Annotated in this window: 17 protein-coding genes; 5 read left to right on the forward strand and 12 right to left on the reverse strand. The window is 50.4% G+C overall.

From position 1 onward, the window contains the following. Positions 1-34: 34 nt before the first annotated feature. The 3 genes from ACYVK4_RS14250 to ACYVK4_RS14260 form a co-directional block, all read right to left on the reverse strand. A complete protein-coding gene (locus ACYVK4_RS14250) occupies positions 35-583 on the reverse strand; it encodes a hypothetical protein (protein ID WP_461128189.1) in 549 nt (182 codons plus the stop codon). Between the two features lie 205 nt (positions 584-788). After that, the gene (locus tag ACYVK4_RS14255) at positions 789-2,129 is read right to left on the reverse strand and encodes a sensor histidine kinase (protein ID WP_461128190.1); all 1,341 of its coding nucleotides are present in this window, start codon (positions 2,127-2,129) and stop codon (positions 789-791) included. Positions 2,130-2,170: 41 nt separating this feature from the next. Further along, positions 2,171-3,700, reverse strand: coding sequence for a right-handed parallel beta-helix repeat-containing protein (locus ACYVK4_RS14260; protein WP_461128191.1), 1,530 nt, complete (start codon positions 3,698-3,700; stop codon positions 2,171-2,173). Positions 3,701-3,979: 279 nt separating this feature from the next. Here ACYVK4_RS14260 and ACYVK4_RS14265 point away from each other — a divergent pair, with 279 nt between their 5' ends. From ACYVK4_RS14265 to ACYVK4_RS14280, 4 genes are all read left to right on the forward strand, one after another. After that, positions 3,980-5,548, forward strand: a complete 1,569-nt coding sequence (locus ACYVK4_RS14265; RefSeq protein WP_461128192.1) for a serine hydrolase — start codon at positions 3,980-3,982, stop codon at positions 5,546-5,548. 100 nt (positions 5,549-5,648) lie between these two features. Then, positions 5,649-7,175, forward strand: coding sequence for a M20/M25/M40 family metallo-hydrolase (locus ACYVK4_RS14270; RefSeq protein WP_461128193.1), 1,527 nt, complete (start codon positions 5,649-5,651; stop codon positions 7,173-7,175). Positions 7,176-7,537: 362 nt separating this feature from the next. Continuing rightward, on the forward strand, positions 7,538-8,086 hold the full coding sequence (locus ACYVK4_RS14275; protein ID WP_461128194.1) for a YceI family protein: 549 nt from the start codon (positions 7,538-7,540) through the stop codon (positions 8,084-8,086). A 280-nt stretch (positions 8,087-8,366) separates the two neighbouring features. Next, positions 8,367-10,064: an N-acyl-D-amino-acid deacylase family protein gene (locus ACYVK4_RS14280; RefSeq protein WP_461128195.1), complete on the forward strand. Its 1,698-nt coding sequence runs from the start codon at positions 8,367-8,369 to the stop codon at positions 10,062-10,064. A gap of 17 nt (positions 10,065-10,081) precedes the next feature. On the opposite strand, the gene ACYVK4_RS14285 is transcribed toward ACYVK4_RS14280, so the two are convergent. The 6 genes from ACYVK4_RS14285 to ACYVK4_RS14310 form a co-directional block, all read right to left on the reverse strand. After that, positions 10,082-12,448, reverse strand: a complete 2,367-nt coding sequence (locus ACYVK4_RS14285; RefSeq protein ID WP_461128196.1) for a gliding motility-associated C-terminal domain-containing protein — start codon at positions 12,446-12,448, stop codon at positions 10,082-10,084. A 219-nt stretch (positions 12,449-12,667) separates the two neighbouring features. Then, complete coding sequence (locus ACYVK4_RS14290; RefSeq protein WP_461128197.1) at positions 12,668-13,873, reverse strand: DUF3570 domain-containing protein; 1,206 nt, start codon at positions 13,871-13,873, stop codon at positions 12,668-12,670. A gap of 12 nt (positions 13,874-13,885) precedes the next feature. Next, positions 13,886-14,104 (reverse strand): DUF4266 domain-containing protein, encoded by a 219-nt coding sequence (locus ACYVK4_RS14295; RefSeq protein ID WP_461128198.1) that lies wholly within the window; start codon positions 14,102-14,104, stop codon positions 13,886-13,888. A gap of 30 nt (positions 14,105-14,134) precedes the next feature. Next, on the reverse strand, positions 14,135-15,088 hold the full coding sequence (locus ACYVK4_RS14300; RefSeq protein ID WP_461128199.1) for an FAD:protein FMN transferase: 954 nt from the start codon (positions 15,086-15,088) through the stop codon (positions 14,135-14,137). Further along, positions 15,085-15,528 carry a thioredoxin family protein gene (locus tag ACYVK4_RS14305; RefSeq protein ID WP_461128200.1) on the reverse strand — a complete coding sequence of 148 codons (444 nt, stop codon included), beginning with the start codon at positions 15,526-15,528 and terminating at the stop codon, positions 15,085-15,087. Before ACYVK4_RS14305 ends, ACYVK4_RS14300 begins: the two co-directional genes overlap by 4 nt. 30 nt (positions 15,529-15,558) lie before the next feature. Then, positions 15,559-16,092, reverse strand: a complete 534-nt coding sequence (locus ACYVK4_RS14310; RefSeq protein WP_461128201.1) for a Rieske 2Fe-2S domain-containing protein — start codon at positions 16,090-16,092, stop codon at positions 15,559-15,561. A 416-nt stretch (positions 16,093-16,508) separates the two neighbouring features. On the opposite strand from ACYVK4_RS14310, the gene ACYVK4_RS14315 reads away from it, so the two are divergent. Next, entirely contained in the window at positions 16,509-18,986 is a 2,478-nt protein-coding gene (locus ACYVK4_RS14315; RefSeq protein ID WP_461128202.1) for a glycoside hydrolase family 95 protein, read from the forward strand. A gap of 91 nt (positions 18,987-19,077) precedes the next feature. Here ACYVK4_RS14315 and ACYVK4_RS14320 read toward each other — a convergent pair whose 3' ends face one another. From ACYVK4_RS14320 to ACYVK4_RS14330, 3 genes are read right to left on the reverse strand one after another with little or no spacing between them, the layout of a single operon-like run. Beyond that, positions 19,078-20,418 carry a DUF4270 family protein gene (locus ACYVK4_RS14320; protein WP_461128203.1) on the reverse strand — a complete coding sequence of 447 codons (1,341 nt, stop codon included), beginning with the start codon at positions 20,416-20,418 and terminating at the stop codon, positions 19,078-19,080. An 11-nt stretch (positions 20,419-20,429) separates the two neighbouring features. Next, entirely contained in the window at positions 20,430-20,789 is a 360-nt protein-coding gene (locus tag ACYVK4_RS14325) for a DUF4907 domain-containing protein (protein ID WP_461128204.1), read from the reverse strand. 1 nt (position 20,790) lies between these two features. After that, positions 20,791-21,777, reverse strand: coding sequence for a Kelch repeat-containing protein (locus tag ACYVK4_RS14330; protein ID WP_461128205.1), 987 nt, complete (start codon positions 21,775-21,777; stop codon positions 20,791-20,793). Between the last annotated feature and the right edge of the window lie 267 nt (positions 21,778-22,044).

The raw sequence follows: 22,044 nt of genomic DNA on the forward strand, positions 1-22,044 counted from the left end.
TTGGCAATCCACCGCTCCAACGCTTACCTCTTCGTTACCAGGAAGTCGGCAGGAACGTGCTCACGGCGGTATCGTTGCGATCGAAGCGCACAACCAGGTTTTTCTTGTTATTACTGCCCGTTCCCAGGGTATAATAATAAGTCTGGGTTTTCATCTCTGAGCGTTCCATTTTCCGGTTTATATTCTTACTGGGAACACAGGAATAAAACCCCCGATAGCTGCCTTCCGCCGAAACGGTTGTGAATGACCTATCGGCTTCATCGAAGGTTACCCGGCCTTTTTCGTACGTAAATGCCTGTGTCTTGCAAGTTGAATAATCGAGTGCCGATGCTACAAAATACTTTTCATACGTCCCGTTTGACTTAAAATCAAATACCACCGCGAGTTCAAAGGGGTTACCCTGGTAGCGCCCGTCATAACTCCAGAATTCGCTCATGGAAAATGACCCGTACATCCATTTCCCAGCTACCTGGGCAGGGACGTAACCGCCGGGTCCTTCATCAGGGTTGACCACATCGTTTCCTTTCTTGCAGCTTGTACTGAGCAATGCGATCGACAGCATTGCCATGACTAATTTTTTCATTGGTTTAAAAGAGGATTTGTTGGTTTACTGATCACTAATTAGCTGAATACCCGTTCGTATTTTCTCGAAAAAGGGGATGTACGCACGGCTTTTTATCGGGAAAACTGTTTATGCTGATCACGACTATGCCAGTCAGCCAACCCGAATCGGCTGCTGTTCATGAAGGACATTTCTATAAAGGGTTAAACGGATGGGCTAGGTGCGTTTACACCTGCTCTGCCGTTTCGATAAGCGGCAGGGTAATCTCGAAATGTCCGTTGGCTTCGGAGATGGTAGGGGTTGGCTGGTTAAGCATCTGATATTTTGACCAGATATTTGCCAGACCAACCCCGTTAGAAGCCACCCGCATACGCTTTCGCTGGATGTTGTTCCGAACGATCAACCGATCATGCCCTGTTGTATTGATCGAAATCATAAGGGGTCTGTCGGGTAACGCAATGTTGTGTTTCACCGCATTTTCAACCAGCAATTGCAGCGTAAGTGGCGGCAGCTGCCAGTTGAGCAGGGGCGGATCGACCTCATAAACCACCTGAAGGGCGTTGCCATGCCTGGTTTGCAGTAGATGACAATACGACTGAATAAACGCCAGTTCTGAAGCCAGGGGTGTTAACGCCTGGTTATTGGCTCGCAGCAGGTACCGATACACCGAACTTAGTTCGTCCAGAAAAACACCCGCCCGCTGCGGATCATCGTCAATGAGCGCGCTGAGGGAATTGAGGCTGTTGAACAGGAAATGGGGGTTCACCTGTGCCTGCAGGGCCCGGATATGAACCTCCGTTTTTTCCTGTTCCAGTCGCTGCATTGCCAGTTCGGCCTCTAGCTGATCGCGGTGATGGCGTTCGCGTTCGTGCTTCAATTCCTGCTCGACCACGGCATTTCGAACCGCTGCCCGCCGTTGCCGATAGCTTAACCCCAGCGAAAAACAGACCAGCTCGGCAATGATACCAATCTGCATATACGTCAGAGATACCCTCCAGAACGTGCCTGCCCAGTTTTCGTGGGGCCAGGCCAGCGACATGAACATAGCCGTCAGGCCGCCCGTCAACAAAAAAGCCGTACCAATGGCGTAGGCGCGCGAGACGATGTCGCCCAGGGTGAGCATTTGCCGAATGCCATACACACCCAGTGCTGCCATTGCCAGCCGCATCGCAACGAAGGTGAACTCATATACATCGGGCTGCCAATCGACCAGGTAACAGAGAACGAATTGAACGAACACATAGATTAGAATGCCTACTTTTATGGCCTGCAGCTGCCGAAAAAAAACGGGTAAATGCCGTCGTAAGTCCAGAATAGCATCGGCAAAATCGAAATAGATATAATATGCGCCCATGGGCGCGGCTGCTCTGACAAAGTAGTTTGTTTCTGTCGAAAACCAGTCACGAAACGCATAGACCCGTAAGCCGAAATAAAACAGCCAGGCCATCATGTAAAGCGTATACAAGCCGTAACTCCGATCGCCGTACATAATCCACTGTACTACGTTGAGTAACATGATCGACAGGACCATGCCTGTAAAAACCGCTCCCCAAATCTGAAAGGTCATGAATGGTATACTGGTCAGGTGAACGAAATGGGCAAATGGTACTATCGCTCGATCAGCACATTCGGCTGGGTATTGGTGTCGAACGTGTTAGCCGTTGTGAGATCGGTATTGGCGGAAGCGCCATAGGCCACAAACACCCCGTAGCCACCGCTGCCCATAATGCGGGTGTTCCGGATCGACATGGCGGCTTTAGTACCGTAAATGGCCACGTTCGCTTTCTTACCCGACACAATGGCAATGCTGCCGGCGTTGCTTACTTCTGCATTTTCCAGACTGTTTTTGGCATCCTGAGAATAGCAGATAATGCCCCGCCAATAGGCGGCCTGCCGCTCTGCGCTGGTGAACGTCACCGGCTGGGTGGCGGTACCTTTCGCCATCAGATACCCGCTGGTATTGACCCGGATGACGGCATCCCGATTCATCTCGACCACCACGCCCGGATTCACCTTCCAACCCGTATTGACCGAAAACTCACCGGTGATCCGATACGGCGATTTATCGTCGAAACCAGTCCAGTTCACTTCGGTGGTCCCCGTCAGTCCGGAGGGGGTGATCTCGACCACATTCCGGCCGTTCCCGTTGGTGAAGGTCGAGGCCCGGTCCAGTTTGGCAACGTTAAGAGCGTCGAGTAAAATGCCGGCTTCCGTGTTGTTCGAGAAGGCGTTCTGAGCAAACTCGCGAAGAATACCACCTTCGTATACATAGATCCCGTACCCATCATTTTGCGCGAACGAGCAGTTTTTAAGGGTAATCTGGGACTTACTGCCACCCGATAAGAACAAAGCTGACTTCGTGGTGCTGTAAATGGGGCGGCTGCCTGCGTTCTGTACATCGACATACTCAAGCGTATTGGCGTTGCTGCCCGAATAATGGGCTATGCCGACCCAGTAGCCTTTGGTGCGCTGCACGCCCACAAATCGGATACGTTTGTCGGCTTCTCCTTTGGCAATAAGCAATCCGCCCCCGTCATTCACATTTACCCGAACGTCGCGCTCGAATGCAATGACCACGCCGGGATTTATGGTCAGCTCGTTGTTGACATCGATGGATTTTGTAACAATGTAATCCGGTAATTCGGGGTTGAGAACCCGGTCGATCAACGTAGTTTTTACCGTGATGTTGGCGGTAATGGCAAGAGGTTCGGCCACAGAAGCCGTCACGAGTACTTTATCGGTGCTTTTGCCATTGGCACTGGAAACGGCAAGTCCCAGCTCATATTCGCCAATCTCATCGGGTTTAAAGGTGGGCTTGAACGATGTTGGCTCGGCCAGGACAACCGTACTTTTGGCTGGCTTCCGGAGCAGTGTCCACTGGTAGGTCAGGGGCTTGCCCTGGCTGTCGGTCGAGGATGAGCCGTCGAGGGTGACAAGCTGCCCTACCTGCACCGATTGATCGGGGCCGGCGTTGGCCAAAATATTTCCTGCCGGATTGACATCGGTTTCTTTTTTACAGCTGGATAGCAGGAATAAACTGCTTAGTAAGGTTACGAACAGCCATTTAGAGGCCACTGGCATTAGTACGCCAAGGTGTTGGACACGGAGGTCCAGGGGGATGTATGTTGTTGGTTTCATGAAAAGAGGAAGTTGTATTTGTTGTTTACTGAGGTCAAAAGTATCCGGTCCGTTATGAGTGTACACGGCCAAACTGGATGAAACGGAAAATGCCCGCTATGAACTGTTAAAATAGTTGTCTGGCAGGAATGCGCTTCTGGGGTTCAGTGAGGAATCGGTTTCGCCCTTTTTAGTCGCTTACGAAGGTGTCGAAGTAGCGGGTACAATGACGGTATGAAATACTGATTATTTCGCGCATATACGCATAAGGCCTTATATTAGAGCTTTAAATGACCCTTCATGAAAAATAATCTTCTACTGATTGCTGTATTTTCCATTGGCTGTCATACATCTCCGCTTCTCGCTCAATCAAAAAAGAACGCTGTCGATCCGGTCGCTCGCTATGAAACGTATGTTCAGCAGGCCGTTCGGGAATGGAAAGTGCCGGGCCTAACGGTCACCGTCGTTAAAGACGGTAAAGTGTTATCCAAGAAGGGGTACGGCATTCGCGAACTCCCAGCCTCCCCGGCAATCAAACCCGAGTTGGTCAATACCCAAACGCTTTTCGCCATGGCGTCGACGACCAAAGCGATGACAGCCGCCTGCCTGGGCATGATGGTCGATGAGGGAAAACTGCATTGGGACGATCCGGTTATCAACTACCTGCCTGAATTTCAGTTGTATGACCCCGCCGTTACGCGGGAATTGCGGGTGCGTGATCTGCTGATTCATAATACGGGTGTTGGAAATGCCGATGTTTTCTGGGCTGCCATGAAGATTCCGAGCGACGAAATTTTGCGCCGGATGCGGTTCGTGAAACCATCTTACTCGCTTCGGGCGGGGTTTATTTACCAAAATATCATGTATCTGGCTGCTGGTAAAGTGCTGGAAAAAGTGAGCGGTATGCCCTGGCATGTGTTTATCCGGACCCGCATTTTTGAGCCGCTGGGCATGAGCCGGACGCGGGCGCTGTTTGGTGAAGTGACAGACCCAAATCGGGCTAAACCGCACGTGGAGATGAACGATGTGATTCGCGCCGTAAACAGCCGGGAGGAAGAAGGGCTTGTCGATGCCGTTGGGCCTGCCGGGTCGGTCTGGACCTGCCCCGATGATGTGACCGCCTGGATGCAGTGCATGCTCGATAGTGGCCGTTATCAGGGTAAAACCCTGCTGAAACCCGCTACCTGGGCCGAACTGTTCAAACCCCAGACGCTGGTGACTGACAGCGAATTTTACCCAACACAACTGTTAACCAAACCCGTCTGGAAAACCTACGGCCTCGGCTGGTTTCAGCAGGATTATCGGGGGCATCGCATTAATTTCCACACCGGTAGCCTGACCGGAATGATCGCCATTCACGGGCAATTGCCCGATCAGAAATTGGCCGTTTACATTCAGGGTAATCTCGACCATGCCGAACTGCGCCACGCGCTAATGTTCCGGGCGTTCGATGAGTTTGCGTTGGGCGTAGACCACGACTGGAGTGTGGAATTACTCAAATTATACGGAGGATTTAAGCAAAAAGCCCGGCTAGCCGAACGCAAAGCCGACAGTACGCGGGTGCTGAACACCAAACCATCGCTGCCTTTGACCGCCTACACGGGCGCGTACACCAGCCCGGTTTACGGTAAAGCCGAGGTGAAGGTAAAAGACGGAAAGCTACACATCTCGCTTAATGATGTCATGTCCGGACAGCTCGATCATTGGCATTACGACACCTTCCGTTTAACCTACGATCAGTTCTGGAATGGGAAAGATCCCCTAAACTTTCTGCTCGATACGCAGGGGAATGTAGCCAAATTGAGCGCTTTCGGTTTGGAACTGGCAAAAGTGCCGAACACCAGCGCGAAAGGTGTAGCCGAACGGTAGAGAGCAGCTTATTAATTTTAACCGTTTTTGACAGATTTATAACTTAATGACCTGAATGTTAATACCCACCGGAATGCGAATGAATCAACAACTGCGCATAATGTCTATTAAATCGATTCTCTTTTTGGCCGTCATGGCAACGCTTAGCGTTGAGGCCCAAACGACGCAGCAGCGTGTCCGCCAGTTTCGACAGGCCCAGGAAACGGCGCTGATAGATGAGTACCGGGAGTTTCTGGCTATTCCAAACGTTTCGGCCGACTCGGCCAACATCCGGAAAAATGCGGCTTTTATTCTTCAAATGATGAAGAAGCGCGGTATTGCCGGACAGTTGCTGGAGGGGCCAAATCCCGGTACAACACCAGCCGTGTTTGGCGAGGTTAAGGTGCCGAATGCCAAAAAAACGATCATCTTTTATGCGCATTACGACGGCCAGCCGGTAAACCCCAAACAGTGGGGTGAGGGCCTGCAACCCTTTGTGCCCGTATTCATAACAGCACCCATTGAGCAGGGCGGTAAAATCGTGACTACCTATACATCAGGACAACCCATTGACCCAGCCTGGCGACTGTCGGGGCGGGGGAGCGCCGACGATAAGGCAGGTGTCATGACGATATTGAATGCCTACGATGCACTGGTAAAGAGCAAGATTCCTTTAACCGCCAACCTGAAATTCTTTTTTGAGGGGGAAGAAGAAGTTGGTTCGACACATCTGGGAGAGATTTTCGATAAGCACCGCGATAAGCTGGCCAGCGATCTCTGGATCATTGCCGATGGTCCCCGGCACGTGTCCGGTAAGCCCGTTGTGCAGTTTGGTGTCCGGGGCGACGTGAACATGCAGTTGACCGTGTATGGCCCCAAACGCCCCCTTCATAGCGGCAACTATGGCAACTGGGCACCCAATCCTGCCATGCGCCTGGTGAAATTACTGGCCAGTATGAAAGACGACAATGACCATGTGGTTATCAAAGGATTTTATGACGATGTGGTGCCGCTAACGGCCAGCGAAAAACAGGCGATGGCCAACGTACCGAATATGGAAGCCGCTCTTAAAAAGGAGTTGGGCATCGCACAGCCGGATGGCAACGGTACCTCATTTGTGGAACTGCTTATGCGTCCGACGCTGAACATTAATGGTATGCAAAGTGCGAATGTCGGTGCCATGGCGGGGAACATCATCCCAACAAAAGCCGAGGCCGTTCTTGACCTCCGACTCGTTCGCGGTAACGACGTAGCTCGTCAGATCGGGCGCGTGACGGACCATATTCGTGCGCAGGGGTATCAGGTGATCGACCATGAGCCAACGGATGTGGAACGGCAGCAGTACCCGAAGCTTATCAAGATTACATCGGGGCATGGGTACAACGCCCAGCGAACGCCCATGGATCTGCCCATTGCTCAGGAGGTTATTGCCGCCGTGCAATCGACCAGTAAGGAACCCATTGTTCTATCCCCTTCATCGGGAGGGAGCTTACCGCTCTTTCTTTTCGAAAAGGTGCTGAAAGCGAATGTTGTATCGGTGCCCGTGGTGAATTATGATAACAATCAACACGCCGAGAACGAGAATGTGAAGGTTCAGTACCTCTGGGAAGGAATCGAGATCATGGCCGCTATTATGCTGATTAAGTAGTGACTCGGCCATGAATGAATGGCCCTTTACGAAGGATTACCTACGCAAATTAATTGAACACAAAGAATCAGGAGTCGACCTGAAGACGCTAGATTCTTACTACCCCTGTGTTCAATTAATTTGCCCGGTTCCTAAAATCGCATGTCTAAAAAAGGCGGGCGGTATTTCTTTCAACGCTCAGTCATCCGTGTTCGAGTTGCCTGGCAGACCTGTATCACCTACGTGCGTAAAATTGTGATCGGCATAAATTTGGAATATCGATTTTAGTTCCTGTTTTATTTTTTTTCAAACGAATGAAACGAATCGCTAAAATTAAATGTATATACATCAAATACTTCAACACGTAATAACATACGCACACAATGGAAGCACAACCCGCAACCGCAACAACCTGGTCTATTGACCCTACCCACTCCGAAATCCAGTTTAAAGTCAAACACCTTGTAATCTCGACCGTAACGGGTTCGTTTGGTCAGTACGAAGGTCAGGTTGAATCCTATGGCGATGATTTCAGCGATGCAAAAATCTCGTTCTCTGCCGACATCAACAGCATCAGCACCGGACAAGAGCAACGCGATGGTCACCTAAAATCTGCTGACTTCTTCGATGCAGAACAGCATCCTAAACTGACGTTTTCGTCAACATCCATGACGAAAACGGGTGACGATACCTATAACCTAACGGGCGATCTAACCATTCGTGGCGTCACCAAGCCTGTAACCTTAAAAGTGGAACATGGTGGTCAGATGGTTGATTTCTACGGTCAAACCAAAGCTGGTTTTGAAGCCAGTGGCACCATTAAACGGAAAGAATTTGGGCTGACCTGGGATGGCGTTACCGAAGCCGGTGGCGTTGTGGTTAGTGACGACGTAAAGCTGGTTCTGAACATCCAGTTGACCAAGCAGGCCTAAGTACTTGTGCCGTAGTAAGTAGGTTAACTGCCGGACCGCTGGAGCGGTTGATTAGTTAAAAAATGGTACTCTATTAGGTATGTGTAGAAAACCAGTCAACGGATTGCCTGTTTGCTAATCCGCTACCACTTACTTTAGACAGCACTTATATAAGATAATTTCTAATACCGGGGTGAACCAAATTTTTGGTTCACCCCGGTATTTTTTATTGATAAATGGCGAAATGGCTATCAGGCGTTTGTCAGTCAATTGGTATATTGACCAACCAAAACCGTACCCCATGCGCGCGCTCCTCACTCTTTTTTTACTACTCACCGGCTGTAACTGTCTTTGGGCTCAGTCGGCGAAAACCACCGCTACTTCTTTTGATATTCTGATTCGAAACGGACTCATCTACGACGGCTCCGGGAAACCCCCTCAGCCGGGTGACGTGGGTATACGGGGTGATCGTGTCGTAGCTGTCGGCAAGTTGGCGAAGGCCAATGCAATCACGGTTATTGATGCGCAGGGTAAAGCAGTGGCGCCCGGTTTTATTAATGTGCTGTCGCATACGGGGCTTGAGCTGCTGCACGATGGTCATTCGATGAGTGATCTTAAACAGGGTATCACAACCGAGGTCTTTGGCGAGCTTTCCTGGGGGCCTATCAACACCGACGCCATGCGGCAGCAGGTGAATATGAATCTGAAGCCCTATAACCTGACCAGCAACTGGACAACGCTGGCCGGGTTCATGGACAGGCTGCAGCAAAAAGGCATAACGCCTAATATTGCCTCGTACCTCGGTGCCGGACAAGTGCGTGAAAGTGTACTGGGCGAAGCGGATGTAAAGCCAACGCCCGGGCAATTGAGGCAGATGCGGGCTATAGTCCGCAAGGCGATGGAAGAGGGGGCGTTGGGAATCACCACCGCCTTGATTTACCCGCCCAACTCATTTGCGACTACCGACGAACTGGTGGCTCTTTGTCAGGAGGCCAGCCGGTTTGGCGGACGCTATATTGCCCATATACGCAGCGAAGGCGACCGGCTGGACGAAGGCGTTAGTGAGTTAATAAAGATTGGCCGCGAAGCGAAACTACCCGTCGAATTGTATCACTTCAAAGCGTCCGGTCAGCGGAACTGGCCACGGATGGAATCGGCCATAACGCTCATAAACAAGGCTCGGCAGCAGGGGCAGGATGTAACGGCAAACATGTACACCTATACCGCCGGGGCAACTGGTCTCACTTCCTGTCTGCCGCCTTACCTGTTTAACGGGGGCTTTATGGCGGGCTGGAAACGATTGCAGGACCCGGCTACGCGCCAGAAATTAATGGCCGAAGTGCGGCAAAGTGGAAACGACTGGGAGAACATGTTTCAACTGGCGGGATCGACGGATAACATTCTGTTAACCGCTTTCGAGGTGGATTCGCTCAAGAAATACAATGGCAAAACACTTGGCCAGATGGCGGCCATCTGGAAGAAAGACCCCATTGAAACCGTTATGGATTTGATCGTCGCCGACAAAAGCCGGGTCGAAACAACCTATTTTCTCATGTCGGAGGAGAATGTCAGGAAAGGTATAAGTCAGCCGTGGGTGTCGTTTGGCTCCGATGCTGCGTCGATTGCTGAAAATCGAAACGACATTGGCGTTGTTCATCCCCGCACGTTCGGTAATTTTGCCCGGCTTCTGGGTAAATACGTTCGGGATGAGCATGTTATGCCTCTCGAAGAAGCCATTCGTCGGTTAACGAGTTTGCCCGCTACGAATCACAAATTACCCAACCGGGGCTTATTGCAGGTGGGCTATTTTGCTGATCTAGTCATATTTGATCCGGCAATCATTGCCGATAAAGCCACATTCGCGTCTCCCTTTCAATATGCTGTGGGGGTTCAGCATGTGTTTGTAAATGGTCGGCAAGTATTGAAAGACGGCGAACATACCGGCGTTTTTCCGGGTCGTGCCATCTGGGGACCGGGCCGCAAAAGTCGTACGCCCTGATTACACCGAAAACAGGTTTATCGAATCAAGACCAGTCTCCCCCGCATCACGGGCTTCTCAGGTACGGTCGAGAGTGTGTAGGCATACACGCCCGTTGGCAATGAGGTTCCGTTGAGTGTTCCATCAAACGGGTTTTTGTAGCCTTTGCCCGATGAGTAGATGACCTCACCCCAGCGGTTAAAAATGGTGATGATAGCGTCCGGAAAAGCCTCAATGCCCGGTAGTTCCAGCACATCGTTGACACCATCGCCATTCGGTGAGAACGCGTCGGGTATCCAAACCCTGGCAAATACGGTGATGTGAATCGTGTCTTTAACGGCACAGCCTGTACTGTTTTGGGCATCAATCGTATACGTTATGTCGTCGCCAATGTTATTAATCGTTGGATTGGCGGCCGTTGGGTCGTCCAGGTAAGTTGATGAAGTCCACAGAAACTGATTGGGATTCCCGGTGTAGACTGGATTCAGGGAAAATGTGTTACCCGTGTAAGTCGTAAGGGAGTCGGCCAACTGAATAGTTGGTATGGGAGCCACCACCGCAATGCGCCGGGCCACCGTTCCGGCGCATTCGGGAGCGGCTTTCACTGTATAGGTCAATTCGTGGTTTCCAATATCAGCTGCTTTGGGACTAAACGTGTTCGATTCCACGCCGGTGCCGCCATATTCGCCCCCCGGTGGCGCACCGAACAGTGTATAGGTAGGATTGTTTGGACCACAAACGCCCGGAATAGAATCGAGTGTTACCGTAAGGGCAGCCAGTTGCGTAATGATTACCGGCGGTGACGTACCGACGCACCCAAAGCCATCCGTAGCCGTTAGTACAAAAGTTCCGGGCTGATTGGTCGAATACTCACCGCTGCTGGTCCCTACGGTTACACCATCTTTTTGCCAGTTGTAACTGACACCACCACTACCGGTCAACGGCAGTGACGCATCAGGACAAATGCGATTTTCGCCAGATGACGACTTGATGAGGGCGACAACGGCCGCCGACCGTTCGAGCAACGTAGTGTCGCTATTCGTTTTGCAACCGAACGCAATGTTAGTCAGAACGGCCCAGAACTTTCCGGGTTGTGTTGTCGATACCGTATCGGCAGTTTGACCGGTCAACGGCTGACTATCGCGATACCACTGATAGCGCACAGCCGTTGGGCCTACCGCCGTCAGACGTACCGTTCCGGTTGTGGCACATAAGTGGCCGCTCTCGTACAATTTTGCTTTATTTTCGACTATACTAACGGTTACATTCTCGGAGTTTCCCACCTTACTGCAGACGGCTTTCTGCGAAACAACCACCATGTATTCACCGGCACTACCAACTGCTATGGATGAGTTGGTCGCGCCCGTTATGTTGATTCCGTTCTGGCGCCACTGATAATTCCAGTTTGGGTTAACAGCCGCCTGAAGCACAACCGATTCACCCTGGCAGATAGTTGTCGATAATAAAGCTGGCTTATTCTGAATTTGTACGGCGGGATCGGGTGTCGTTTGGGGGGGGCAGTCGATGACCAAAAACTGGAAATCACGCCGTACTTCGCCGATTTTTACCCCGTTTCGAAACTCCTCCACGTTCACGGCAAAAACGTATAATCCCAGCTCAGTAGCGGTGACGGATAATTCGCCGGTTTGCGAGTCTATGCTCAGGGTTGGACTGCCTGGAATAGCCTTGTTCGCATCGAATCCAGGCCGCCAGGTTATGTCAGGATAGGGGCCACCCGATACCGTATTCTGTCCGTTTCCTTTCTGATTCAAAGGAGTTATCATCGAGTACCGCAACTCGTCGCCATCGGGGTCTTTACCGCCAAAGGGAAACGTAAACGGCGAACCCAGACAAATGTATTCACCGTTAACGGTGCCAAAACGGGGAGAGGAATTGGAAACGAGTTGCCCGTTTTGCTGAAGTGCCGGAAATTCCAGGTAGAAGGTAAAGCCGGTCTGATCGGGGCTACTGATATTATTGATGCCTGCATTCCGGTTGCGGGTCTGGTAGGAAATATAGTACCCCTGAGAATCACTATAACTGCCGGGAGCCAGCTGAATAGTGGCTTCATACGTCCAGACAACGAAGTTTAGATTACGTTGGGAGGCACAAAAGGCATTGGCATAAACAACCTGTTCTTTTGCACCGGTTTGGGTAACCGTGAAGGTCGTCATCTGTACATCATCGCGTTTGCGAAAAATACCGACAACGCCCGTACTCAACTGGCGGGCAATGCCCTGTGTGCCATTCTCCAGATAATTAGTCACTATGATCCGGTAATGCCCCGGCACATCGCCAATAGCCCTCATTTCCAGCTGTCCGCCAACCTGGTGTGTGGCCAGTGCAGGGATAGCTGGTATCAGTATTAAAAGCCAGAATACACACTTAAGGGTAAAAAGCCGCATACGCAAGTCGTTCAATTTACCTGGTCATTCACTCAATACGACTGTAGTAGAAGAGAATTCTGATCGAAACGTAAACAAAAAAAAACGCCGGTGTCAGTACGTTATCGTTTTGTTTAAGATCAGGTTATCAGTGAGCTACTCCATATAGAGCAAAGAGTAACGCACTGATTTTATACGCATTCGTTCCTGCTTTCCAGCATGCCCGATTCTTTAAAAGGGTTATTTTATTTTTGCCAGCAGCGTAATGTTATTGGCAACCATACCTGTACTTCGGATATAGTGCCCAAATCGTATCTCGGCGCTTTGCCAGTGGCCCATGCCAAACAATCCGCCCGGAGGGGCCATTCTAAGACCGGTTCCCAGAAACTGGCTGGTGAAACCAGATATGTCATAGTCGCTGGTGTAATACTTGTCCGTTGACTTATGTTGCTCATAGGGAGCAAAATACCGAACGGCTGTTTGATGACTGAATCGGTAAAACGGGCTGATCGATACAAACGAAGTAAGCTTAATGGGCGTTTCCAGATTAACCGTATGTGCCTGCATGCCCCAGTCGTCGATGTAGTAGCGATAAAATGTACGGATCACAACCCGATCACCCATGAAGTAATGCAGTCGAAGACCGATGGGCAACTTCAGGCGACTGCCGGGGAGTCGTTCCACCGTTTCGGCACCATCCTGAAAATAAATTCGATGGAAAGGCGTGCTGAGTAACCCCTGCTGATAGGCCGGTTCGACGGTGAACAGCATCTGTAATCGCTTGTTGATCACCTGCGAAAACGACAGGCTTACGTTATACGAATTTCGCGGCTTGTAGTCAACAGGGTCCCGATCGCCATGAGCCCCCGAGCCATACCCTTCCGGCCTTAATTCGGGCGGCAGAATGGCTTTCCAGGTGTCGAAGAAGGCTCCTCCTTTCAGGCTTATTTCCCGGTTGTTATCCGCCGATGCTTTGGCAAAGCTAAAGTTGATACCGTATGATTTATAGTCATATTCCGTTGAGTAGGAGAGGGCAACCCCGTGTGTGGTACGACTGTCGTTATTGTGGACGCTCCAGGCAACAGAGGGATAAATGTGCGTATCGCTCCGAGAAGCGGAAGATACCGTCAGAGGGTCGATGTTATCGGATGACGCCGACGTGTAATGGTCGATGTTGAAATCAAACGAGAGCGTATGCTGTCGATCGTGCCGGTCCGTCGTTTTAAGAACCAGATCAATTGACTGAGCGTAATCAGTCAGATGTTCGGTACCAATGCCTCCAGTAACAGCCGAATTGTTGCCATTCTGCTGATAATAGCTGGAGACAAAGTTAACTTCTTCCAGTTTAAGCTTTCGGTTTTCGTAAGCGGGCTTATCGAGGGATTGGCTATAGCCGGCACGCCATAAACTAAGCAATAGTCCAACGGAAATACAGATTTTTTTCATGGTCAATAGTGCTTAGTTACAGCCACAGCCTCCACCGCTCTTGCCTCCATTAGCGCCGGCAGCCCCTTCGCGATAGAGATAAAAATTCTGCTCGAACTTTTCCGATTTTCGAGCCGATAATTCCATTTCGGCGTCGTTGATCCGGCTTTTCTGGTACTCTTTTACCGTCGTGCATCCAGATAAACCCATCAGGGTAATGCCGACAAGTAGGATGATCTTATTTGTTTTCATTCCAGTGTCCAGTGGGTTGAATAAATGCAGTCAGGCCATCGCAGGCGACTTAATTCGGATGTTGGTCGATGTGAAAAGTTTATCGGTGTCATCGATAATAATGCAGGCTACATGCTTCATCTGATTGATCAGGTTTAACCCGACCCGTACGCCCATAACCATCACGGGTGTTGCCAGCGCATCGGCTAGTTCGGCATTGGGCGCAATGATGGTTACACTTTTTATACCTGATACCGGATAGCCGGTTTTGGGATCGATGGTGTGGGCATATCGTTTGCCGTTGATAACCGCATATTTCTCGTAACTACCCGATGTTGCTATGGCCATGTCGCTGATAGCCAGATACGAAAAGGCCTCATGAGAGCTTAGATTCGGATCCGCAATGCCAATGGTCCAGGGCTTCCCGTTGGGTTGGGCGCCCCAGGTAGTCAGGTCACCAGCGGCATTGACAATGCCGCTTTCTACGCCCCCAGCCTGTAATACCCGTTTGGCCTGCTCAGCCGCGTATCCTTTTCCAATACCCCCAAATCCGATGCGCATGCCCTTTTCCTTCAGGAACACCGTTCGCTGTTCGGCGTCCAGCAGCACATTGCGGAAGTTAATCAGTTTAACCATACTCCGTGCCGTTTGGAGGGAAGGTAAGGCCGTCATGGCGGTATCGAAATTCCAGAGCCGCTTATCAATAGAGCCATAGGTGATATCAAAGGCCCCTTGTGTGAGTGTCGACAACCGTAGCGATCGTTCGATGAGCGCAAACACTTCTTCATCCACATGTACGGGTCGAATGCCGGCATATTCATTGATCTGATTCGTCTGACTATCGTCCTTATACGTTGTCAGTAACCGTTCGATGCGGCTAATTTCCGAAATGGCTGCATCAAGGCGTTCATTGGCCCAGCCAGCGTCGGGGCTGACAACACTCAGCTCAAAGCGGTTACCCATAAGCCGCTGGACCCGTTTATGAATAAGGGGTGGTACCGTCATTTGGCCGTTGTGCTAACCGATTCGATGGTTTCGATAAAGGACGCTACGGTCAATGATTGCGGAAAACCGTCCCACTCTTTCAGGACCTTGCCGTTGGCGTCGAGCAGCACGGTAAAGGGAAATTTACCCTGCTTGTTATATTTTTCAGCAAGAGCTTCGTTATGTGCTGTCTGACGGGCATCTAACTGATTCTTTGACAAGCGGGGGAAGTCGGCCCGAACCAGCACCAGATGGTCGTTGGCATACTGGCCAAAATCAGCCGACTCAAAAATAGTTTTCTTAAGTTTAATGCACGGGCCGCACCAGTCGGAACCCGAAAAGTTGAGAAGAATAAACTTGTGCGATTGGGCGGCTTCTGCTTTTGCCTGGTCAAAATTTAGCTGCCAGGCAGGTGCCGTTGCCAACAGGCAGCATAGGAGCGAGATCAGTGTGAGTTTCATTATACGTCTCTGTGCTTAGGTCTGAATGGACTAACTATAAACGACCAGTGTTTTACCATCGGTGGCGGTCTTGTAAACAGCCAGGCCCTTACTTCCGAAACTGTTCAGGCCTTTTCCCGCCAGGTTAAATCGAGCGCCGTGCTGGGTGCAGTAAAACTCTGTTTTATTAAAGATAATGGCTTTTTTAGGTTCGTGACTACACGTTTGCGTTACGGCTACATAAGTGCCTGAACTTACCTGTGCAACGACAATACCACTTTGCGCTATATACCCTCCCACCGCTTTGAGGGCTGCAGCGGCCGAACTGGTTAGGTCGATTGTGAGCAGGCGATTGGTTATTTTACTCAGATCCGTGCCATTTGTCGTGGCCGTGGAAGTCGCTGGTGTTGTCGTCGTACCAGAGCTGGTCGTGGTCGAAGTGGGTGGCGTTACGGTGCTGCTCTGCGTTCCGGGTAGGGTAAGCGCGTTTACGACGGTATCTTCGTCCCGAACGCAGGAAGTTAATGCCGCCATCAGGGCTGCCCCGGTAAAACCCATTGATTTTAAGAACTCGTAGCGTGTCATTGCTGGAAGTGGGGGTAACCCTTTATCTGTTTTTTAGTCCTTACGCTGTGTCAGTCGAAAACGTGGCAGTGTTAATCCGCTTTTAATCTTAAAGTTAGCGCTTAGTGTTTACAGCGTAAGTAACTAAGATAACGCTAATGACTAGCTGTTCGTGTGAATTTGTCATGGCTAAACCGATTATCTTTTAATCTCAATACGTCCAATCCGTTTGAACGACAAACGTACCCGCCCTTGAAAAAAGGTATTCCTGATGACCTGTTCCAAGGGGGGATGAATGCAACCGATTGCGGATCTAGTAAATACAATCATCAATTCTTGCTAGTCATTCAGGATATAATCGACTATCTATGCTTTTTAAAGAGAGGTTAATATGCGTACTCTATTGCCTTTTGTTGATCGAAAACATCTAAAAAAGTATGCTTAGAAATTATTGGTTATTCCTGTGCCTTTTCCTGTCAAGTCCGCTCTTTGCTCAATCGAATCTCAAGCTCTGGTATAACCAACCAGCCTCTGTATGGACCGAGGCCTTACCGGTTGGAAACGGCCGTATTGGTGGGATGATTTTCGGTAAAGTAGATGAGGAGCTTATTCAACTCAATGAAAGTACGCTCTGGTCGGGTGGTCCGGTATCGGGGCGTGTCAATCCCGAATCACCATCCTATCTGCCAAAGGTGCGGGAAGCGATTGAACGGGAAGATTACAAGCAGGCGATTGAACTCGCAAAAAAGATGCAGGGACTTTATACCCAATCGTATCTGCCCCTGGGCGATCTGGTCCTGAAACAGGATTTCAAGGGGGTAACACCGGTTAATTATTACCGGGATCTGTCGCTCCAGAATGCCGTAGCGACGACCCGATTCACCCTGAATGGCGTCGTCTATACCCGGGAAGTATTCGCATCGGCACCCGATCGGTTGATGGTTGTCCGGCTTACCGCCAGTAAACCCGGTCAGCTAAGTTTCGATGCGTCGACCAAAAGCCAGTTACGCTTTCAGAACACGACCAACCCTAATGGTGAACTGGTGATGAAGGGAAAGGCACCGAGTCAGGTCGATCCCAATTACTACAATCCCAAAGATCGTGAACATGTCATTTATGCGGATGCGTCGGGCTGTAAGGGAATGCGGTTTCAGTTACGGGTAAAAGCACTGAACAAAGGCGGAAGTGTTCGGACTGATACGGCGGGTATCCACGTTCGCAACGCAACCGAGGTGCTGCTGCTCGTAGCGGCCACAACCAGTTTCAATGGCTATGATAAATGCCCGGATAAAGATGGAAAGGATGAAAACAAGCTGGCCGAAGATATCATTAATCAGGCATCGGCTAAAGATTTTACCACTTTACTGGGACGACATAAGGCCGATTATCAGGGCTTCTTTAACCGGTTCTCGTTTAGCATCACTGATACAACGAACGCCAATCCCGGCCTGAACCTGCCTTCTGACCAACGATTAATTCGCTATAGCCAGGGAGCCTATGACCCTGGTGTCGAAACGCTGTATGGGCAGTATGGGCGCTATCTGCTGATTTCAAGTTCGCGGGTAAATGATGTACCTGCTAACCTTCAGGGCATCTGGAACAAGGAACTGCGGGCACCCTGGAGTTCGAACTACACCATCAACATCAACACCCAGATGAACTACTGGCCGGTGGAGGTAACGAACCTCTCCGAGCTGCACCAGCCACTGTTCGGATTAATCGGTGAACTGGCAAAAACGGGGACCGCTACCGCCAAAGAGTTTTATAATATGAAGGGTTGGGTCGCTCACCATAACACCGACATTTGGGCTATTTCCAATCCTGTAGGCGATCGGGGAGAGGGTGACCCCAAGTGGGCCAACTGGAATCAGGCGGGTGGCTGGCTGAGTCAGCACCTGTATGAGCACTACCGCTTCACGGGCGATAAGAAATTTCTGACCGAAACGGCTTACCCTATCATGAAAGGGGCAGCCCAGTTTTACCTGGACTGGCTCTATCCTGACAAAGACGGCTATCTGGTAGTGGCGCCGTCGGGGTCGCCGGAAAATGACTTTATTGATGCGAAAGGCCAACCAGCTTCTATCTCCAAAGCCACCACTATGGATATGTCCATCATGTGGGATCTGTTCACCAACCTTATCGACGCGTCGACAGCACTGAATACCGATGCCGAGTTCCGCCAGCTACTGATTGACAAACGGGCCAAATTTTACCCGCTGCACATTGGTCATAAAGGAAACCTTCAGGAATGGAGTAAAGATTACGAGGACGTAGACCCCCAGCACCGGCATGTCTCGCATCTGTTTGGTCTGCATCCGGGTCGTCAGATTTCACCCATCAGCACCCCTAACTTTGCCGCTGCTGCCAAAAAAACGCTCGAGCTGCGGGGTGACGCTGGCACAGGTTGGAGCCGCGCCTGGAAAATAAACTTCTGGGCCCGCTTGCTGGATGGTAATCACGCTTACCTCCTGCTCCGGGAGTTACTGCGGTTTACCGGCCAAACGACAACCAGCTATGTCAGTAAAGGTGGGGGAGGTACGTATGCCAATTTCTTCGATGCACACCCACCGTTCCAGATCGACGGTAACTTCGGTGGTATGGCGGGTATGGCTGAAATGCTGATCCAGAGTCACCTGAGTGATATCCATTTACTGGCAGCTTTGCCCGATGCCTGGAAAGAAGGACGTGTTACTGGCCTGAAAGCGCGGGGTGGTTTTGAAATTGATATAAACTGGCAGAATCACCGCTTGAGCACAGCCAGTGTTAAATCGTTAAACGGGGAACTTTGCCAAATCAGAACCAGTCGTCCCATACGTGTGAAGGGTGCCAAAGCTGAGTCAAAACAAACTAGTATGGGGTATCTGACTACATTTGCCACGCAAAAAGGAGCAACATATTCGCTCACGGGTTTATAACTGCATGTCCTGAATGGATCACTGATAAAACGAAAAAGGGGGTCGCTTGTACAAGCGACCCCCTTTTTCGTTTTATCAGTGGCGTGTCAACTTAAGACCCTGATGTATTGGATGTCATAAACAGCTTCAACTGCATTTTGTCATTCTGACGTTGCTGGTTACCCAAGGTTACCCGCTGAATCAACTGGCGTAAGGTATATATCCCACCGGAAGGAGTTGGAATCGTAAGCAGCAGCGGGCGGCTGGTGGCTTTCTTTTTAATGATTTGCCCTACGTAATAGGTTAAATCAATGGTGTAGCTGTCAACCGGTAAGATAGAAGCAACCTGTGAATTTTGATCAGCCACATAGTTCCCTGATGCCTGTTCAGTGCCGGTTGGGCCACCCGGAACGGTTGAGATGAACTCATTGATGTTGTTCGTTCCATACAATTGCAGCGAAGACGGCGGGTTCGCATTATCCCGCGTATTCGTTCGAACCGGACTGATCACTAACAGGGCACGATTTAAATCAGCAAATGTCTGAGGGCGAAAAAAGTCGTTCAAATAAGGGAACTCGACACGAGTTTGCAGGCCGGCACCAATGGAGATAATCGTTGTGTTGTCGGTCAAACGACTACTAACCGCATCTGAACGCTCCTTCAACGCACTGAGGGGTGTCCCGGTACGATCGTTTTTTAAGTTCGTAAAGTGAAGCGACGAAATGGGAAATAGGAGAGTCGACGCCGTCCGGTTAATATCGGTATCGTGATAATACATTCGTAAACCACTTACGGTCGTTCTCGTTGTCAACCCGAGGAAGGTGTTCGTGGCGGATTTACCTGCCAAGACGAAGCCGGGCAGAAAATCATTTAGCGTAATATTATCCGTTATCTCGCCACTGACAATTTTGTCGTACAACGTTTGCGCCAATTGCGCCGGTAAACGGATCTGAATCAGTCGGTTACCACTGTTCTGTTGAGGAACAAACCGTTGTTGAATCAGTGGATCAACTGCATACGGTACGGAACTTGTATTGTAATAGAGCTGGGCCTGGAGCGGTCGGTTGATCTGGTACACCCCCAGGTCAAACGTAGAAGTAGTGTCTCCGTAGGTGAAGGAGTACCCTAGTTCGAGAACCAGCGAATCCAGCCGCAAATTAGTCTGGGAAATCAACGAATTGGATGGATAGTCGATGGCTGCAAAAGCCTGCGCTGTCTGCTTGCCAGTAATCGCATCAGTCCATTGCCCTACAACCATATCCGCATCGGCCGATGTTACGAACGAGTCCGCCCGCATGACCGTCGACGTTTCAACCGTCATGGTATCAACCGATTGAACCTGCAATTGAAGCGGGTTGATAACCGATTGCCCAACGTTGAGATCGCCCGATTGGCAAGCAAATAGCACTATACCGGCCAGCCAAAGCAAACCGGCGTACCAGAGAGTACGCATAAGCAAAAAATTCAGGGGATTTTTACGCCCAGTTGGCGTAGTTCTTCACTCGTCAGGGTAGGCAGAGCCTTTTCCTGTTGTATTTTCTCCACCACCCGTTCACCAACCCGCTGGGCTTCTGCTTTGGAAGCAAAGCCTACTAGCCCGGGCTGACCCGGAATAGTAGGCTGATGAATAAATGGCTTTCCGTTGTCTAGTATTGAATAACCCCAACCACCCGACGAGGCAAAAACCTCTACCGAATAGGGATGTTGCCGCTGGTAAACGAGCCGGACCGTAAGGACGGCCAGCACCAGTAACACCAAAATCAATCCCTTTCGAATCAACTTCGTACGCGACGATTGGCCGGTGTTTGTTGCGGCATTCTGCACCTTACAATACCTGTTCTTTAGTTGGATCGAAATCCCACAGGTCATCGAATGGCGTTGTGCCGTTCAAGCCTGTTGTCACATATCCTTTGTTGCCAATAGCAAAGCCAACGGCGTAACTACGTGGCGAGCCTTCAAATGAACCCAACGATTTCCAGGTATCGTCTGCGGGGTTATACTCCCAAACGGCTGTGTTGGCATCCCCCAGCGTAACGTATCCTTTGCTACCGATAGCGAACGCTACCGCGTTGCTGCGTTGAACGGCATTTTCCGTCAGGAAATCAAGTTTTTGCGTCCATACGTCCGTTGCCGGATCATATACGTACCAGTCGCGCTGGGCTGTTCCGTTGTTATTGCCTGTTCCGGCATAGGCCTTTCCATCAATAACGAATGCCACACCACTCACCCGTTTTTCGCCACCGTAGCTGGCCACTTTCGTCCAGGCGTTGCCGGTTGGGTCGTAGGCCCACATGTCTTTTAAATAGTTACCATCGTTGCCGGTACCCACATAACCTTTGTTTCCAATGGCAAATGATAGCGCACCATAGCGTGCCGTACCACCAAAATCAGCCACTTTCGTCCAGATGTTGGTCGTTGGATCGTAGGACCAGAAATCTTTCAGCTTATCGCTGTTTACGTTGATACCGGTGCCAATATAGCCTTTGTTGCCTACGGCAAAGCCAATTCCTGAATACCGGGCAACACCGCCGTAATTCGCTTTTTGCGACCAGGCATTTTTGGCCGGATCATATGCCCAGAAATCCTGGAGCCGCTGGTTGCTGGCATCCCGGCCAGTACCCATGTAAGCAATGTTATTAATAACGAAACTGGACGCACCCGAGCGGCTTACGCCTTCGAAGGCTGATTTTTTTGTCCAGTCTCCTAAAACTGATACTGTCGTGTTAGTACTGCAACCGACCAGCAAACCCGCCCAGCCAATCGCAAGAGCACCCAGTACCCAGTTCATGCGTTGCGGATTCTTGGTTTTCATAGTTACGGGAGAGAGCGAGGTCTCTGGAGTTACAGATTGCGGCTGGGAGTCAGTTGCCGAAGAAAATCGAAATGGTAAATGAATCATGAACAAGAGCGTAAACGAACGAACTAAAACGTAAAGTTATACCAATTTGAGTTAAGAACGACGGTTTGCCCATCCGTATTGGGATGAGTAAGCCCGGAAAGAAGCTATAGGAGGTCACATAGGGTTCAGCCTGCCGGCCGAATTGGTGAAATGAGTTCTTACAATCGTTCCGCAAAATTA

This window comes from Spirosoma aerophilum (assembly GCF_054782495.1).

Bases quoted from the DNA above. Each gene is read 5' to 3' on its own strand.
- ACYVK4_RS14250 (WP_461128189.1), bottom strand. From the start codon at position 583: ATGAAAAAATTAGTCATGGCAATGCTGTCGATCGCATTGCTCAGTACA.
- ACYVK4_RS14255 (WP_461128190.1), bottom strand. From the start codon at position 2,129: ATGACCTTTCAGATTTGGGGAGCGGTTTTTACAGGCATGGTCCTGTCG.
- ACYVK4_RS14260 (WP_461128191.1), bottom strand. From the start codon at position 3,700: ATGAAACCAACAACATACATCCCCCTGGACCTCCGTGTCCAACACCTT.
- ACYVK4_RS14265 (WP_461128192.1), top strand. From the start codon at position 3,980: ATGAAAAATAATCTTCTACTGATTGCTGTATTTTCCATTGGCTGTCAT.
- ACYVK4_RS14270 (WP_461128193.1), top strand. From the start codon at position 5,649: ATGTCTATTAAATCGATTCTCTTTTTGGCCGTCATGGCAACGCTTAGC.
- ACYVK4_RS14275 (WP_461128194.1), top strand. From the start codon at position 7,538: ATGGAAGCACAACCCGCAACCGCAACAACCTGGTCTATTGACCCTACC.
- ACYVK4_RS14280 (WP_461128195.1), top strand. From the start codon at position 8,367: ATGCGCGCGCTCCTCACTCTTTTTTTACTACTCACCGGCTGTAACTGT.
- ACYVK4_RS14285 (WP_461128196.1), bottom strand. From the start codon at position 12,448: ATGCGGCTTTTTACCCTTAAGTGTGTATTCTGGCTTTTAATACTGATA.
- ACYVK4_RS14290 (WP_461128197.1), bottom strand. From the start codon at position 13,873: ATGAAAAAAATCTGTATTTCCGTTGGACTATTGCTTAGTTTATGGCGT.
- ACYVK4_RS14295 (WP_461128198.1), bottom strand. From the start codon at position 14,104: ATGAAAACAAATAAGATCATCCTACTTGTCGGCATTACCCTGATGGGT.
- ACYVK4_RS14300 (WP_461128199.1), bottom strand. From the start codon at position 15,088: ATGACGGTACCACCCCTTATTCATAAACGGGTCCAGCGGCTTATGGGT.
- ACYVK4_RS14305 (WP_461128200.1), bottom strand. From the start codon at position 15,528: ATGAAACTCACACTGATCTCGCTCCTATGCTGCCTGTTGGCAACGGCA.
- ACYVK4_RS14310 (WP_461128201.1), bottom strand. From the start codon at position 16,092: ATGACACGCTACGAGTTCTTAAAATCAATGGGTTTTACCGGGGCAGCC.
- ACYVK4_RS14315 (WP_461128202.1), top strand. From the start codon at position 16,509: ATGCTTAGAAATTATTGGTTATTCCTGTGCCTTTTCCTGTCAAGTCCG.
- ACYVK4_RS14320 (WP_461128203.1), bottom strand. From the start codon at position 20,418: ATGCGTACTCTCTGGTACGCCGGTTTGCTTTGGCTGGCCGGTATAGTG.
- ACYVK4_RS14330 (WP_461128205.1), bottom strand. From the start codon at position 21,777: ATGAAAACCAAGAATCCGCAACGCATGAACTGGGTACTGGGTGCTCTT.